The sequence below is a fragment of the Mycoplasmopsis felis genome, assembly GCF_034647055.2.
GTDB classification, from domain to species: domain Bacteria; phylum Bacillota_I; class Bacilli_A; order Mycoplasmatales; family Metamycoplasmataceae; genus Mycoplasmopsis; species Mycoplasmopsis felis.
The window spans coordinates 350,053-367,085 of sequence record NZ_CP141047.2; the positions used below are offsets into that span (position 1 = coordinate 350,053).

Annotated in this window: 15 protein-coding genes and 5 tRNA genes; 19 read left to right on the top strand and 1 reads right to left on the bottom strand. The window is 22.9% G+C overall.

Features of this window, described 5'->3' with window-relative positions; translation table 4 throughout:
* Positions 1-4: 4 nt before the first annotated feature.
* From RRG59_RS01600 to rpmA, 11 genes are all read left to right on the top strand, one after another.
* Positions 5-80: transfer RNA gene (locus RRG59_RS01600), tRNA-Ile, on the top strand.
* 2 nt (positions 81-82) lie between these two features.
* Positions 83-175 (top strand) — tRNA-Ser (locus RRG59_RS01605).
* 27 nt (positions 176-202) lie between these two features.
* Positions 203-279: transfer RNA gene (locus RRG59_RS01610), tRNA-Met, on the top strand.
* A gap of 2 nt (positions 280-281) precedes the next feature.
* Positions 282-357 (top strand) — tRNA-Asp (locus tag RRG59_RS01615).
* Between the two features lie 4 nt (positions 358-361).
* Positions 362-437, top strand: a tRNA-Phe gene (locus tag RRG59_RS01620).
* A gap of 99 nt (positions 438-536) precedes the next feature.
* Positions 537-3,212, top strand: a complete 2,676-nt coding sequence (gene ileS / locus RRG59_RS01625) for an isoleucine--tRNA ligase (protein WP_322902642.1) — start codon at positions 537-539, stop codon at positions 3,210-3,212.
* Between the two features lie 94 nt (positions 3,213-3,306).
* Positions 3,307-3,843 (top strand): signal peptidase II, encoded by a 537-nt coding sequence (locus RRG59_RS01630; protein WP_322902644.1) that lies wholly within the window; start codon positions 3,307-3,309, stop codon positions 3,841-3,843.
* Positions 3,844-3,931: 88 nt separating this feature from the next.
* Positions 3,932-5,263 carry a YitT family protein gene (locus RRG59_RS01635; RefSeq protein ID WP_322902645.1) on the top strand — a complete coding sequence of 444 codons (1,332 nt, stop codon included), beginning with the start codon at positions 3,932-3,934 and terminating at the stop codon, positions 5,261-5,263.
* Between the two features lie 53 nt (positions 5,264-5,316).
* Positions 5,317-5,559, top strand: a complete 243-nt coding sequence (locus tag RRG59_RS01640; protein ID WP_322900691.1) for a hypothetical protein — start codon at positions 5,317-5,319, stop codon at positions 5,557-5,559.
* A 117-nt stretch (positions 5,560-5,676) separates the two neighbouring features.
* Positions 5,677-5,976 (top strand): 50S ribosomal protein L21, encoded by a 300-nt coding sequence (rplU, locus tag RRG59_RS01645; protein WP_263319276.1) that lies wholly within the window; start codon positions 5,677-5,679, stop codon positions 5,974-5,976.
* A 7-nt stretch (positions 5,977-5,983) separates the two neighbouring features.
* Complete coding sequence (rpmA, locus tag RRG59_RS01650) at positions 5,984-6,241, top strand: 50S ribosomal protein L27 (protein WP_322902646.1); 258 nt, start codon at positions 5,984-5,986, stop codon at positions 6,239-6,241.
* A gap of 95 nt (positions 6,242-6,336) precedes the next feature.
* Here rpmA and RRG59_RS01655 read toward each other — a convergent pair whose 3' ends face one another.
* A complete protein-coding gene (locus RRG59_RS01655; protein WP_322902648.1) occupies positions 6,337-7,074 on the bottom strand; it encodes a DNA-processing protein DprA in 738 nt (245 codons plus the stop codon).
* A gap of 151 nt (positions 7,075-7,225) precedes the next feature.
* Here RRG59_RS01655 and RRG59_RS01660 point away from each other — a divergent pair, with 151 nt between their 5' ends.
* The 8 genes from RRG59_RS01660 (at position 7,226) to RRG59_RS01695 (ending at position 16,950) form a co-directional block, all read left to right on the top strand.
* Positions 7,226-8,263 (top strand): NAD(P)-dependent oxidoreductase, encoded by a 1,038-nt coding sequence (locus tag RRG59_RS01660; protein WP_161552987.1) that lies wholly within the window; start codon positions 7,226-7,228, stop codon positions 8,261-8,263.
* Positions 8,241-9,305 carry an aquaporin gene (locus RRG59_RS01665; RefSeq protein ID WP_322900694.1) on the top strand — a complete coding sequence of 355 codons (1,065 nt, stop codon included), beginning with the start codon at positions 8,241-8,243 and terminating at the stop codon, positions 9,303-9,305. The genes RRG59_RS01660 and RRG59_RS01665 overlap by 23 nt, the downstream gene beginning before the upstream one ends.
* Positions 9,306-9,339: 34 nt before the next feature.
* Positions 9,340-10,014: an NERD domain-containing protein gene (locus RRG59_RS01670; RefSeq protein WP_322900695.1), complete on the top strand. Its 675-nt coding sequence runs from the start codon at positions 9,340-9,342 to the stop codon at positions 10,012-10,014.
* A gap of 65 nt (positions 10,015-10,079) precedes the next feature.
* A complete protein-coding gene (locus RRG59_RS01675) occupies positions 10,080-11,081 on the top strand; it encodes an ECF transporter S component (RefSeq protein ID WP_036430312.1) in 1,002 nt (333 codons plus the stop codon).
* 5 nt (positions 11,082-11,086) lie between these two features.
* Entirely contained in the window at positions 11,087-13,300 is a 2,214-nt protein-coding gene (locus tag RRG59_RS01680; RefSeq protein WP_322902650.1) for an RNA polymerase beta'' subunit family protein, read from the top strand.
* 134 nt (positions 13,301-13,434) lie between these two features.
* Positions 13,435-14,607 carry an ABC transporter thiamine pyrophosphate-binding lipoprotein p37/Cypl gene (cypl, locus tag RRG59_RS01685; RefSeq protein ID WP_322900697.1) on the top strand — a complete coding sequence of 391 codons (1,173 nt, stop codon included), beginning with the start codon at positions 13,435-13,437 and terminating at the stop codon, positions 14,605-14,607.
* Complete coding sequence (locus RRG59_RS01690; RefSeq protein ID WP_322900698.1) at positions 14,607-15,332, top strand: ATP-binding cassette domain-containing protein; 726 nt, start codon at positions 14,607-14,609, stop codon at positions 15,330-15,332. Before cypl ends, RRG59_RS01690 begins: the two co-directional genes overlap by 1 nt.
* A gap of 592 nt (positions 15,333-15,924) precedes the next feature.
* Entirely contained in the window at positions 15,925-16,950 is a 1,026-nt protein-coding gene (locus tag RRG59_RS01695) for a hypothetical protein (RefSeq protein ID WP_322902651.1), read from the top strand.
* Positions 16,951-17,033: the final 83 nt, after the last annotated feature.

The following is a 17,033-nucleotide window of genomic DNA, read 5'->3' on the forward strand; positions in this document are numbered from 1 at the left end:
TTATGGACCTATAGCTCAACGGTTAGAGCAACCGGCTCATAACCGGTTGGTTACAGGTTCGAATCCTGTTGGGTCCACCAACGGGTGATTACCCAAGTCCGGCTGAAGGGAGCAGTCTTGAAAACTGCCAGGGGCTTCACGGCCCGCGGGGGTTCGAATCCCTCATCACCCGCCATTAATTAAACAATTTATAGTTTCATATCGCGGAGTAGAGCAGTTTGGTAGCTCGTCGGGCTCATAACCCGAAGGTCATAGGTTCAAGTCCTGTCTCCGCAACCAAAGGTTCAGTGGTAAAGTGGTTAATACGCCTCCCTGTCACGGAGGAGAACGCGGGTTCGATCCCCGTCTGGACCGCCATTTTGGCCCTGTAGCTCAGTTGGTAGAGCAACAGATTGAAGCTCTGTGTGTCGCTGGTTCGATTCCTGCCGGGGCCACCATAAAATTACTCTATTTTGTAAGCTATAGATAGTTTATAAAATAGAGTAATTTTATTTTTTAAAAGCAAGATAAATAATAAAATTAAAAAAGGAGAAAACATGGATTACAAAAAAACACTTAATATGCCATTAACTGAATATGAAATGAGAGCTAATTTAGTTTTAAAAGAACCTAAATTTAGAGATTTTTGAACTGTTAATAATATATATAAAAAAGTACTTCAAAAAAATAAAGGAAATAAAAAATTTATATTACATGATGGTCCACCATATGCAAATGGAAATATTCATGTGGGACATGCATCAAATAAAATTTTAAAAGATATAATTGTTAGATATAAATCATTAAAAGGTTTTTATTCACCTTTTGTTTTAGGGTGAGATACACATGGATTACCAATTGAACATAAAATGTTAACAGAATTAAATATTTCAAAAGATGAAATAGATCCATTATTATTAAGAAAAAAAGCAGCAAAGTATGCTAAAGAACAAGTTGAAATTCAAAAAGAACAATTTAAATTACTTCAATTATTTACTAATTTTGATAAATATTACATTACACTTGATAAAAACTATGAAGTACATCAATTAAAAGTTCTAAAGAAAATGTTAATGGATGGTTTGGTTTACAAAGGATTAAAACCTGTTTTTTGATCTCCAAGTTCCCAAAGTGCATTAGCTGAATCAGAAGTAGAATATAAAGACATAGTTTCTCCATCCATCTATGTTGCTTTTAAAATTATTGAATCAAACTTTGAAAAAATAAATATAAATGACCATCTCTTAATATGAACAACAACACCTTGAACACTAATTGCTAATGCAGGAGTTGCAGTTGGTTCGGAAATAGAGTATTTACGTATTAAAATCAATGATAAATTTTATATTATAGCTTCTGAATTATTAAATAGTTTTATAAACAAAACTAATTTAAATGGTTATGAAATATTAGATAAATTTTATGGTAAAGAAATTGTTGATAAAGTCAAATATAAAACACCTATATTAGATTTTATTGCACCTGTTGTTTTAGGGCATCACGTTACAACAGAATCAGGAACCGGTTTAGTTCATATTGCACCTATGTTTGGAGAAGATGATTATTTAATAGGACAAAAAAATAATCTAGAAAAAATTATGCATATTTCAGATAATGGAAATATATATAATACAAAAACAAAATTTGATGGAATGTTTTATGATGATGCTAACAAAGAAATATCATTATTTCTAGGTGACAAATTAATATATTTTGAAAGATTTAAACATTCATATCCACATGATTGAAGAACTCATAAACCAATTATCTTTAGAGGAACACCTCAATGATTTGTTTCAATTGATAAAATAAGAGACAAAATATTAAAAGAAATAGAAAATAATGTAATAACATATCCTGAATGACCTAAAAAAAGATTGTATAGTATGATACAAAACAGAAGTGATTGAACTATATCACGTCAAAGATCTTGAGGGGTTCCTATTATTGTATTTTATGACAAAGACAATAATCCTGTTATAGAAGAAGAAATATTTGATTATGTAATAAATTTAGTATCTGAATATGGAACTGATATATGATGAGAAAAAGATGTAAATGATTTATTACCTATTAAATATAGAGAAAAAGGATTTAAAAAAGAAACAGACATTATGGATGTTTGATTTGATTCTGGTGTTTCAAGCATAGCTTGTGATATTGATGGAGTTTCAAAAGCACCATATGATTTATATTTAGAAGGTAGTGATCAATATAGAGGGTGATTTAACTCCTCAATAATTAATTCAGTTGCTTATACCAAACAAACACCTTATAAAAACCTAATTTCGCATGGTTTTGTTGTAGATAAAAAAGGTGAAAAAATGTCTAAATCAAAAGGAAACGTTGTAGATCCATTACAAATTATTCAAAAACAAGGTGCAGATATTTTAAGGATGTGAGTTGCTAATTCAGAATACACTTCTGATGTTTCTATTTCAAACGAAATTATTGAACAAAATTCTGAAATTTACAGAAAAATTAGAAATACTTTAAAGTTTTTATTAGGTAATTTAAATGATTTTAAATACAATCCACACTTTAAAAGAACAGGAATTCACTTATTTATACAAGAACAATTAAATGAGTTGAAATATAATGTTATTAAATCGTATGATGAATATAAATTTATTAATGTAATTAAATATATAAGTAATTACATAGTTGAATTATCTAGTTTTTATTTATCAATAACAAAGGACATTTTATACGTTCGTCAAAAAAATGACACAGAAAGAATGATGGTTTTAACAAATATGTATGAAATAACAAAATTCTTAATAGTATCATTAACACCAATTATTCCAACAACAACTGAAGAAGCATATTCATTTTTTAATTTAGAAAACAAACAAGAATCAGTAATGTTAGAAACACTACCTGAATTAAAAGATATTTTATATGATTCTAATATATTACAATCATATCAAGAATTCTTTGATTTGAGGTCTAAAGTTAATATTTTAATAGAAAATTCAATTAAAAATAATGAAGTAAAACGTTCTAATGAACTAGAATTATTTTTACCAAAACAAAATGAATTAATACAAACTTTAGATTTAAAAACATTATTAATGGTTGGGAAAATAACACCAAGTAATGAATTAAAAGTAAGTCCTTTTGAATCTATGAAATGTCAAAGATGTTGAAATCATTTTGAAGAAATTGAAATTAAAAACGAATTATGTTTAAATTGCTATAACATAATTCAATCACCGGAAACAAATGAATAAAAAAATTATTTGAGCTCTTAAATATATTAAATCTAATAAAATTAAAATTATTCAGATATATATAACTATATTTATAACTCTTCTTATTTTATTAATGATAGACCAATTGACAAAAAACTTATTATTTTTACATGGTGATATTAAAACATTAAATGATATAGATCAAGTAAAACTCAATAATGGTCATTATATATCCGCTGAATCTATTTATCCTGATTCTTCTGATTGAAAAGATTTTCAAATTTTAGGCATAAGAAGCATCTGACATGGTGGAGTTACTTTTACTAAAACAAGAAATACAACTCTTATTCAATTTTTTAGCATTATCTTATTTTTTGTAATTTTATTTTATGGTTTTTTTGTTAATAAAAGACACTTATTGCAAGGATTGTTTATTGGTTTTATATTATCGGGTGATTTAGGTAATATGCTAGATCGTTTTATTTTCAATGGTTATGTCAAAGATGTCTTTTATATTCCTTTTTTAGAATATTTATTTAAAAAAACATTAGGTACTTTTAATTTTGCTGATGTCTGTATTTTTATAGGTATTTTTGGTGTTATAGGAACATCATTTCTTCCTAAACTAAAAGTTAATAATCTAAAAAGATACCAAAATTCAATTTTATAAACTAAATAATAGGAATCTTAATTCCTATTATTTTTTTAAAATTAAATTATTAATTTTGTAAATCAAGAAAAAATATAAAATTTATATTATGTTACCTAAAGAAATAAAAAAAGAAGATTTAAATTTAAAGAAGTCAACAAAAAAAGACCAAAAAAATCTAATGTGTTATAAAAATTATTGTAAAACAGGAAATTCTTTAAATCTAGAACTAAATAACAATGAATTATCAAAAGACGAATTAAGTAATTTAGCAGTTCAAGAAAGAAGTGAAAAAATTAAGTATAAAATGGGAAAACATCTTTTAAACAATAAGGATGCATCAATATCTCTTAAAAATATAGTTAAAAGATATTGAAAAAAGATCATACTAATATTTATAGCAGCATTTATTTTTAATGCAGGCATTCAAGTATTTTTGAATAGAGCAGAAACAATTCCATCAGGAGTAACAGGAATTCCTACATTATTACAATATTCATTCCCTGTTATAAAACCATATTTTGCTTTAATTTATCTAGCATGTAATATACCATTATTTTTAATATTTGGTTGAAGAATAAAACGAAGTTTTGTTATCTTGACACTATGTTTTATGGTATGTCAAATAATTACTAATTTCTTTTTCACATCTAAGATTATTTCACAATCAATAAATGAATTTATAACATTTACTGATTCATATAAACCATATACAAATTGAAGTGATATTATTTATTCAATAGTAGGTGCATTATTTATAGCATTCGGAATATCTTTATCTTGAAAAGCCGGTGGTTCAACTGGTGGAACTGATATTATTGCATATTATTTCTCTATGAAGTCTAAAAAGAGCATTGGTCACATTTTATCTATCATTGGTGTTTGTTCAGCAATCTTATTTCTTTTTATATTTTCATTCATTAAGCCAAACTATTTATATGAAGAACCAGTCAATCCATTTTCTTTATTAAATGAAGAAAAATTCAAATTATTAAATTCACCAAGTTATAATGGTGTTAATTTAAATAGTGATACTGAAATAATGGAAAGATTTGAATGACTAAAAAATAAACACAATCATTCTAAAATATATTTTGGAATGAGAGAACTAACCACATTTTTATATATATTAGTAGTTAATTTATTTATTGATTTAATTTATCCAAAATATAAAAAAGTTTCTTTAACAATAATTAGTAGTGACCCTCAGAAAATATTAGCATATTTTAAATTAATTAATTATTGACATTCTTATAGAATAGAAAGATATAAATCGGGTTATACAAATAAACAATCAGTTAAAATTGAAACAGTAATGTTATTGCTAGAAACTCCAAATATTTTATATGACTTAAAACTAATAGATTCTAATATTTGAATTTCTATTTCTACAATAAACAAAGTTATAGGTAAATTTAATACAGAATTTGTTGAACATTAGTTAACTTTTAGTTTATCTGTTTAAAAAAGTAATTTACTTAATGGAGGTCTAAAATGAAATTAAATAAATTAAAAGAGATAAAAGAAGAAGATTTAAAAAATACAAATGTAGGTTTTGCATTTACTTCTATGCTTTCAGGTATTTCATTACTTGTATCAAGTCTTTCATCAATAGTAGGGTTATTAAAATCAGCTTTTTCTTCATCAGGTGAAATCAAAGACAAGACAAATACATATAAATGAAATTACGAAACAAAGAGTTCAAATTCATCAAAAAATAATATAACTATATTTTAGTGTAATATAACTTTTTTGATATAATTACAATGTTACCTTTGAGTAACCGTTCTAAAAAGGTTTATTAAGAAGTATATTTACTCACCTTAAAGACGAGCCACTTTATTAAGGAGTTGCATGTTAGCAATAATTGAAACAGGTGGGAAACAACTTTTAGTAAGAGAAGGTCAAACTATTTTTATTGAAAAAATCGAAGGTGAAGTAGGAACAAAAGTTAATTTCGACAAAGTTCTACTAGTAGATTCTAAAATAGGACAACCATATTTAAAAAATGCTTTAGTAACAGGTATAATTGAAAAACAAGGTAAGGCAAAAAAAATAGTAGTGTATCGTCACAATGCTAAGTCTACCCATAAAAGAAAATTAGGACACCGTCAACCATATACACGTGTAAAAATCGAGTCAATTAAAGGATAATTAGAAGATGGCAAAAACAAAAGCTGGTGGGTCTACCAGAAATGGTCGTGATTCACATTCTAAACGTTTAGGTATTAAATTAAGTGACGGACAATTTGCAAAAGCAGGATCAATCATTTACAGACAACGTGGAACAAAAGTTCACCCGGGGACAAATGTTGGTCTAGGAACAGATTATACATTATTTACTAAAATTAATGGTTATGTAAAGTTTGAAAACAAAAAAAATAGAAAGTATGTTTCAGTTTATCCTGAAAAAAACTAAATCAAAACTAAAAAAACAAAACAATACTGAGTAAAAATAATTTACACAATGTTGTTTTGTTTTTTATATAAAATGTAATTGAAAATAGATTTTTGTTAAATATTAATTACTTTAGAAACTCCCAAAATCATATTAGCTCCAGATTCTATCAATTTATTATTTTCATTATCAATTCCATTTCCCGGAAAACAATATATATCTTTTCCAATATTTAAAAATGAATTAATTAAATGATTAGCTTTTGAATTATTTTTCATTGAAAAGGAAATTAAAGTTTTAGACAAAGTAGCACTAACATAATTAGAATATTTGAAAAAATCTATTTTTGGATGATTGTTTAATGGATATTGACTTATAACTAACTCGTTTTCTAAATTAATTTCACTAAAATCAAATGTATCTAATCCCTCTTTTGCTATATGTATTATTTTACCCCCTAAAGTTCTAAACAATTTAATAAACTGATTTTCAGTTTTCTTATAATTATTAGTTATTAAAACAGAATTTTGAACAAGCTGATTCAGAGAATTTTTGATTATTTTAGAAGTATATTCATCTCAAATTTCATTAATTATGTAAAATTTTGAATTATTTTGCATCAGTTTATAATTACCCTTATAAAAAAAACCAAATAAACATTCTTTCATTTCATAGAACTCTTTAGGAAAACTTTCATCTATTATACTAATAAAATTTATATCTTTTTTATTCAAACCATCTTTTATTTCTTTTATTTGTTTTTTGTCTAATTGAATTCCTTTTTTTAGATTTTTATAAATCTCATATTGATTACCTTTGTATTTATAACTAAGTAATAAAATAATATCTTTCATACAAAATTTATATATAAAAAAACTTATTTATTACTAAAATATAACACTTTTTTAGTTTATTTATAACTTTAATTATTAGCTTTAAAAATAAAAAAATGTTGTATAATTTTTACACTTTTGAATTTATATAATATTTATAAAGGGAGTAAAAATGAAAATAGCGTTTTTTGATGCTAAGGATTATGATATTAAATACTTCAATGAATACAATAATAACAGACATGAAATTACATTTTTTAAGGAAAATTTAAACCTAAGCACTGCTCATTTAGCAAAAGGTTATGATGCTATTTGTGGTTTTGTTAACACATATGGAGACAAAATAATTTTGGAAGTTTTATCTAAATTAGGTGTCAAATATTGATTCCAAAGATCGATGGGATATAACAAAATAGATGTTAAAAAGGCAAATGAATTAGGAATTCAAGTGTTTAGAATCTTTAACTATTCAGCTGAAAGTATAGGTGAATTTGCATTTGCAGGTTTATCATTATTAAATAGAAATTTATTAATAGCAAATAAAAGAGTAAAAGAATATAACTTTTCATTAAATGGCTTAGATGGTAAATGTATAGGTAATTCAGTTATCGGTGTTATAGGCTCAGGAAAAATAGGACAAACATTTATTAGAATTGCAAAAGCAACAGGTGCAAGAGTTTTAGTTTATGACTCATTTGCTCAAGAAAATTTCCCTGACTTAGCAAATCAATTAGGAATAGAATTCGTTAGTTTGACTGAATTATTAAACAAAAGTGATTTTATATCAATACATTGTCCTTTATTTGCTTCGACTAAATATTTAATTAATGAAGCAGCCATTACTCAGATGAAACAAGATGTAATTATTATAAATACAGCAAGAGGTGAAATATTAGATATTAAAGCAGTTATTAAAGGATTGAAATCAGGTAAAATTCGTGGTTTAGCAACTGATGTTCTCGAAAGAGAAGAAGGAAGATTTTATGAAGATGTTTCTTCAAGAATAGATGATTTAAAACAAATCGATCCTGATTGAAAAGAACTAATTGAAATGGATAATGTAATCATAACATCGCATCAAGCTTTCTTGACTGATTTAGCATTAACACAAATCGCTAAAACTACATTAGAAAATGCAGATGCAGCACAAAATGGAGATTTTACAAATGCTTTATTTGTAATGGAAAATGGAAAAATCAAAAATGGTTAATCAAAACATAAATGAAGAAAAAACAAGTATTTTTAGTTTTTTTAAGTTAAAAAAAACAGATAGAATAAATTCTGAAAAACCAAAAGATGTTAAAACTTGAGTAATTCATGGTATTTCAGAATATGTTGGTACAATATTATTATCATTATTATTAGCAGGTTTAAGTACAATAATTAAAGTATCAGATGGGCATATATTTAGAATAGAAGAATATTTAATTCATAACATCATAGTTGGATTTTATGCAGGTTTTATAGCTGTAGGATTAGTTTTATTTATTTTCTTAAGATGAAGTTGTGATTTAAACCCGACTGTTAGTTTCTTTAGATATTTAAATGGTAGTCAAACAGGATGATATGTAGTTTATAAAATTTTTATTCAATTATTGGGTGCAATAACAGCTGGTGCCATAATTTACGGAGTAGGAAAATTAACAAACGAAAATCATGTTGGGTATTTTTCAAATCTTCCATTTGATGCAATAACAGCTGCTAAAAAAGCCTTTCCAGACTTCCAGGGTGTTTCTAACTCTCAATCTGCTTTATTAAGTGGTTCTACTTGAATATTTTTTATAGAATTAGTTATGACAGCGGTTTTATTATTTCCGATTTTTTCTCCTAATATAAATGGAAAATATCGTGATTTATTTATTATGTTCATTATTTCAATGAGCGTTTGAATGGGTATACTAGGTGGTTCGGCTGCTATAAATCCATTTAGAGGATTAGCACAACAATTACCACTTTTAGTATTTGAAGATTTATCTAATGGAACAGAACAAATAAAAAAAATAGTTGGTATGTTTTCATCTGAAGCAAATTTTGATGGTGCAAAATTATATTACAACTCAGTAGTTTCAGCTACCATTTCATTAATGCTTGGAGGTATTTTAGCACCAGTGTTTTATTTATTTGTTCAAGGAATAACTCAAAGATGAATCAATCCGTTTATTATTAAAGTTATCTCATATAAAAACTATAAATCAGAACATATGGAAAAATTAAGCAAAACAACACCAGTAAATAAAATTGAACAAAAATAAGTTCAATTTTATTTTATTTATTATTAAGGATTATATGGAACAAAAAGATCATTTTATATTAACTATTTTCTTTATAGTTTTATTTTTATGTATAACATGTTTATCATCAATTTTATTGTTAATTAAAAAACACATAAAACAAAAAGAACTAACTAAAAATTTCTTATTTAAAGAAGAAGTGATCTCTAAAATAAAAACATCTTTAAACCAAAAATATTTAATTAAAGAAAATCTATATTTTAAAGGCAAAAAGAAGAATATACAAAATATAAATTTACTAATAACAGAATCTTTTATTATTTTTGTTGAAATCTTATCATTAACAGGAATAATAACAGGTGATTCTGTTTCAGAGAAATTTTATTTTAACGATAATAAAAAACCACATAAGAAAAAAATTATTAAGAATTTTATTTTAGAAAATCAAAATAATGTTAACTATTTATTAAATAAGTTGAATAAAGAGATTTTGTATTTTTCTTTATTCGTTATATCAGATGAAACAGAAATTCAAATTCAACAAAATACCTTAAATTCAAATATTCATTTTATAAAATACAGTCAAATAGAAGATTTCTTTAAAAACATAGATGAACAACAAATCCAACCAACAGAATCAATAAATGAAAATAACTTAGAAGAATTACTTAATTTATTCAAATATAAAAATACAAACCATAATATTCTTTTAAAAAGAAAGCAAAAGTAATTTCTATTTATTTGAACTAAATTTATTTTTATTATTAAATTCTCATATTATTATAAAATTAAACTATGAAAAAAATATTATATAAGGTAAAGAATAACAATATTTGAAAAGAAATATCTTTATTTCCTAAATGAACTATTAAGAATATGGTTTTAGTAGGTATATTGATTGCTATTTCAGTTAGTTTTACAATAGTTGTAGCACAAATAGTTCCTATTGTTAACTTGCCTACATATAAGTTTTCATTTATCGGTTTACCTGTTAAAATAACTGGTTTTATTTTTGGTCCTATTATAGGTATATTTGTAGGAATAGTTAGTGATTTTTTATCCTTATTATTTATTCCACCTGCTGGTTATAATTTAGTTTATACATTGGCAACAGCAGTAAACGGCTTAATAGCCGGACTATTTGGTATGTATTTTAATCAAATAATCAAAACTGCATTTAGTAAAGATTTTAGAATTCAAAGAATCGGACAAAAAATTAATTTGTACATTATTAAATATAAAATATTGAAGTCTAATAATCAGTATAGTAAAATGAATAAAATAGCTAATAAAATAATTTCTTTAAATAATAAAAAGAAATATATAAATGACTTAACTACATATAATACCTTAAGTAATATTTACTTGTTTGTAGGTTTATTATTATTAGTAATTGTTATTTCAACTATATCTTGATTTATAATGATAGCACCAGAATATGCAATTCAAGATGGTTTAATAAGAAACAGATATGCATTGATAGGTTTAATGTGTTCAGGAACAGTGATGATGATGTGTTTTTTAGTTTATTCTCGTTTTAGATTTAAAACAGAAACATACTTAAAGTTAGTTCCGATTGTTGTGTTTTGCTCATTTTTAGAATTGGTTAATATTCCTATTCTTTCGTTTGCTGATTTAATTTCATTAGGGAATGGACAAACAAAAGACATTTTTGTTTGAATTTCACAACACGTTTTATCTGGTCCTATTAAAATTTGATTTAATACATTTGTTATCTTTTATACATATTCAATCGTTTCTAAATTAATTAATAAAAACAATAAATTATCATATTAAATATTATGAAAACACAAAACTTCTTATTTACTAATAATAATTTTTTAAAAGATAGCAAATTAAACATTAATGACAGTAAAAATAATTTTGGTAAAATAACTAACTATAAAAACTTATTTTTGTTGCAAAAAGAAAATATTGATTTTTCTACATTTAATAATGATTGAGTTCTTCATTTTTTTGACAATAATAACTTAATTAAGTCAATTAAAAATAGCAAAAACAACGGTGTAAAAATATTTAACCTAAATGATAATTTAAATTTCTATTTAAACAATAACAAAGAAATAAATTTAAATACCTTATTTAATAAAATTAATGAAAATAAGATTTATGATGAAGGTTTTTTTGAAAAATTAAACTGAATTCTAAAAAATGAAGACATAACATTTAAAAATAGACTTTATAAATTATTAAACGAACATTTTAATGATTTTATTTCAACTAATGAGTCATATAATCCAATTCTTTTTGAATTGCAAACAAAACTTAACAACAAAAAAAATGACTTAGCACAATCTATTGATAATTTTAATGAATTATTAACTGATTATGTTAATGAAACACTAACAAAACAATTCGATTTTCTATATTCTTTGGAAAATCTTATTTTAACTTTTTATTATGAATACAAATCAACTGAAAGAAGTTTTATTAAGAGTGATTTAAATTTAAACCAAATGAGATTCAAGTATATTCAAGAAATAAATCAAAAGTCTCTTTTTTTTGTAAAAAATAACATAAGAAAAAAAACAAATTTATTTGAAATTAAATATTTGGAAAAATATATAAAGGAAGTTAAAAAGAATACAAATTTAATATTTTTGAATTTAATAAGAACTCATAATTCTGATATTTTAAAGATTAATAAAACAATTTCTTATAATAAAAAAAATGGTATCTCAGATAAAGGCTTAATAATTAATTATTATTTAAAAAAATATTTGATTAAATATTTAAAAAAAATTAAAAACAAAATATATTTGTTTTCTAGTAATGATATTGAATATTTAAATTCATTAATAACACAAAAAACTCAATTATTAAACTATATGAGGTTTTCTTTTAAAATTAATAGTGTTTCTTCTTTTTTTATAAAAAATATAAAAAAAATAATTAATTCAGAATTTAGTTCTTATTTTTCATCTGTTTTTAATGTTAATAAAGATAAATTAATTGAAATTAAACAGTATATAAGAAAGTTAAAAAATGAAAATAAAAAAATAAGTGAAAACATAATTTATTTTAATTCAAATAACGATTTTTATAATGATATAAATATAGTAGAAAAAAGAATTAATGATGTATCAGCAGAATTAAAATGGAATTGAAAAATACAACATAACTTATATAATAATTCATTATTTAAGAAAAGAATTCAAAAGAAAAGAATAATAAACAATTTAGATAATTTTATAAAAAAAATAATGTTAATTAACAAAAAAATTAATAAAAACACAAAAATAAGTGATAAAAATAAAAAGACCAAAGAATTGAAATCAATAGAAAACTATTTGTTCTTTTTGAAAAATTCTTGAATTACTAGAATTATTTTTATTTTATATAAATATTCTACTTCAAACTTTGTGCTAACAAATAATGTTGTTAATAATATATCGACAATACATCAACTAATTTGAATCATAAAATTATCATCAATACCCTTGCTGGATTTAATATCTTTCGAGGACATTTCTGAATTAACTTCACTTAAATTAAATTTTATAAATATTCTTTTAAATAAAAGCACTTTTCTTTTTATAATAAACACAATTAATTCTGAAGTAAAACAAGAATATAAAAAAGAATTCTTGAGAATTTTAAATAATATAGTTGATTGAAAAAAAATTCCTTATATATGATTAGATAATAAAGAAGAAACATTGCTAAATAAATTTGATCAAATTTTTTTATCCAACGAGTTAAATTTACAAAATTATAAGTATTTTCAATTTTTATCAAAAGAACAAAAAGAGATAAGCGAATCAAAGTCACTGCTTTTAGAAGAATTAGATATTACATTGCAAGAATCATATTATAATGAAAAATCAGAATTGCTTACTGAAGAAGATTATATTCTTTTTGAAAAAGAATGAGAAATATTTTTTTATGAGAATAAAAATATTTATAATTTGTCTTTTATGAATGAATATACGAAATTTATAAATAATCAAGAAAATAAAAATGCTCAATTAGAAGAAGATGAATTAATATTTTAGTATAATATAAACAAAGACAGGGGTACTTGCTTTATTATTTTACATTTAAGCAGGTTGAGAAATACTCTTATTAGCCGAACTAGATAATGCTAGCGTGGTGAGTCGTTTTTTCTTGTCTTTTAAGAAAGGAAAAAATGTTATTAAAAAAAATACTTAATTCTTTATTTTTGAGTTTACCTTTAATTTCTGTTGTTTCATTAACTTCTTGCAAAAAAGAAACAGAAACCAAACTATTAAAAATCAATATGTTAGCACCTTATATCTTTGGTGAATTTAATAATGAAACAGATTTTAAACTAGAATTAGAAAAAAGATTAAATAATGAAATTCAACAATTAGGAAGTGATTTTAAAGTTCAAATTAACTTCAAAGGTGATGATGATTCATATGAAACAAATTCAATAGATATTTTAAAAGGAAATGTCGATTTTGCATTTATCTCATCAGGATATTTAATAAATAATAAGGATAGGGTTAAGAAAAACAATTTAAAAGTAGGTATTCAAACACTTTCTAAACAATTTAAGGGTGATATTGAATATGACTTTAAAAATAAAGATAATCAAATTAATCAATATCAAGATGGTATAAATGACGATTTAAGAAAAATAGCTCAAAAAGAAAATGAATTATTTCATTTATATCCAAGAAGTACTTGAGAAGAAAAAAATAAATGAAATGGTTCTATCTATACAGAATTTTATTCTAATAAAAATGTTCCATATCAACGTGGTGTAATGGTTATATTAGGTTCTGAAGAAGAAAGAAATTTAATTAAAAAGGCTTGAGAGGATAAAAATCTCGAAGAATTCTTAAAATATGGATTAGTAGTCGGAAAACCAAATTCGGGAAGTAAATATATTTTACCTGAAGCATTATTTAAAAAGCATTTTGGAAATAAATTTATTTCTTTTGCTGATTTAATAACAAAAGGACTAATAAAACAAGGTGAATTCAAACAAATGAATACGCCTAATTATATTGATTCAAGAATTTTCTTTGATAATGAGGGTTCTTATTCTTATACTAAATATAAACCAAATAGTGATAGATATGAACTTTCAAGTGAAAGATCAAATCAAAAAATAGAGTACTTTATTACAACGGAAGTTTTACCTTATAATGTCGGTTTATTTAGTAATAGAATTCCAGATAGAATCATACGTATTTTTGGTTTAGCAATGCAAAATTTACGAAAAAATAATCAAGATATATGAGGTTCTCAACATGGTTTTAATGATTATAGATACATTCAAAATCAAGAAACAGAATTTTGAGATGTAATTAACAAAACTTTAGGTAAATAATGATTAAACTTAATGATTTAACATTAAAATATGATAATAGTATAGTTTTAAAAAATATCAATATAACTTTTCAAAAAAATGAAATAGTAGGATTGATAGGTAAAAGTGGTTCGGGAAAAACAACGCTTTTAAAAGCGTTGTTTGATTTTGATATTGTTAAATCAGGGAAAGTAACTTATAATTCTACTTTAATTAACAACAAAGTAAGTAAAAAAGAAATTTTAGAATACAAGAATAAAATTTCTTATATTCAGGATGGGATTAATTTAATTGAGAATCTTGATTTTTTTAAAAATGTTCAACTATTTTATAAAAAATATAAAAATTGGTTTTATAAGACCTTTAAAATTTTTACAAAAAAACAAAAAGAAGAAATTTTTGATTTATGCAGTTATTTTGAATTAACAGATTTAATTTTTACCCCCATAAATAAGTTGTCAACAGGACAAAAACAAAGATTTTCTTTAATTATAAATTTAATTAATAACACTGAGATTTTATTAGGTGATGAAATAACTTCGAATTTAGATTATATAAATTCTCAAAAAGTTTACGAATATTTGCAAGAATTAAAAAAAGAGAAAATAATAATTATTTCTATTCATAATTTGAATGATGCTATTAAGTATACAGATAAAATTATAGCTATAAAAAATCATGAAATAAAAAGTATATATTTAAAAGAAAATTACAATATAAAAGAATTGATAGATTATTTTGACTAGATATAAATTTAATAATATTCTAAAAACAAAGAAAGTAACTTTTTTTATATTATTTCTTTTTTCTATATTGATTTTATTTTATTTTTTATATAGTTTTAATTTTAAATTTTCTTCATATGGATTAAATTTATTTTTAAACTATATTACAAATTTATTTAAATTCCAAAGCGATGATTCAACTTCATTTAAAGAAAATTTATGAATTATAAACCTTAGACTTTTATGAATTACAATAAAAGTAGTTTTCAGTGGTTCTGTTTTAGGTTTATTCCTTGCCTTTATAACAAGTTATTTTAGTGTTTTAAATATAAGAAAGAAAAATTATATTTCTTTTACAATAAGAGTTTTAATAATCTTTCTAAGATCATTTCCTATATTAATTGCAATTACATTATTTTCAAATATTTTTAAGGGACAACTAATAGCAACAATTATATTTTTCTATTCCACATGATTATGGATGCATAGATATTTTTGTGACATTATAGAAGCTTCTGATACAAAATCCTTTTGAATACATATAAATTTAGGGCAAAAAAGATTTAAAAGTTTTTGACTACATATTGTCATTAATAATAAAAATAAATTCATAATGCATAGTTTGATGTCAATTGAATCTAATTTGAGATGAAATAGCATTTTAGGTTCAATAGGAATAGTGGGATTAGGTTTTTTGTTCAAGTATTATGAAACAAAGTTTGAATTTTTAAGTATTTCAATACTTTATATAGTTATTTTTATTATGTTTTTTGAATTAATTTTATTTCTTTTAAACAAATACTTATTTGTAGGAATTTTAATTAATAAAGTTAATATAAACACAAACAAGTCACTGAAATATAATTATAAAAAAATAATTTATCTTTTTTTATTTTTAATATTGTTAATTCTTCTGTTTTGAAATTTGATTGATATATATGATTATCAAACAAATTGAAAATTATTGTGATTGTGATTAAAAGGTTTTTTGAATCCTGATTTTAGTGATATCTTAAACAAACCAAGTATTTATATGATTTATTTAGATGTATTTAAGTTAACTTATACTTCTTTATATATAGGTTCTATATTTGCTTTTTTTATTTCGTTATTTATGAGTGAAAAATTATTTAGTATTTATATATTTCTTCCATTTAGATTTTTTATAACTTTGTTAAAGACAATTCCAGTTATAGTTTATTACATATTATTTAGTACCTTTAGTGATGTTAATTTTGCTTTATTATCTAGTTTAATCATAATAATTTTTAGGACATTAAGCAAACAGTTTGCAGAAGTTATCAATAAAACGGATATCAGTATAATTAAACATTGAATTACTTTAGGTTATTCAAGATTTTTTATCTATAAAAATATTTTAATTATGAAAAATATCAAGGAAATTATTTCATTAATTGCTTTTGAATTTGAAGGTACATTTAGAAATGTTATAACATATGGGATTTTTGCAAACATAAATTTATATTTACTAGTGAAATCTTATGAAAAATTTGCTGAATACGGAAAAATTGTACCAATTTTTCTTCCTGCAATAATTCTATATTTCTTAACAGAAATTGTATATTTGTTTATTAAAATAAATTTAAAAAAGAAGATTTTGTATCTTTTTTTTAACTAAAATAAAGCATTAAAAGTTAATTTATTTTAATGTTTCTTTTATTCAAAGAAAACATGAAAATTGATATAATTACAACACTATTT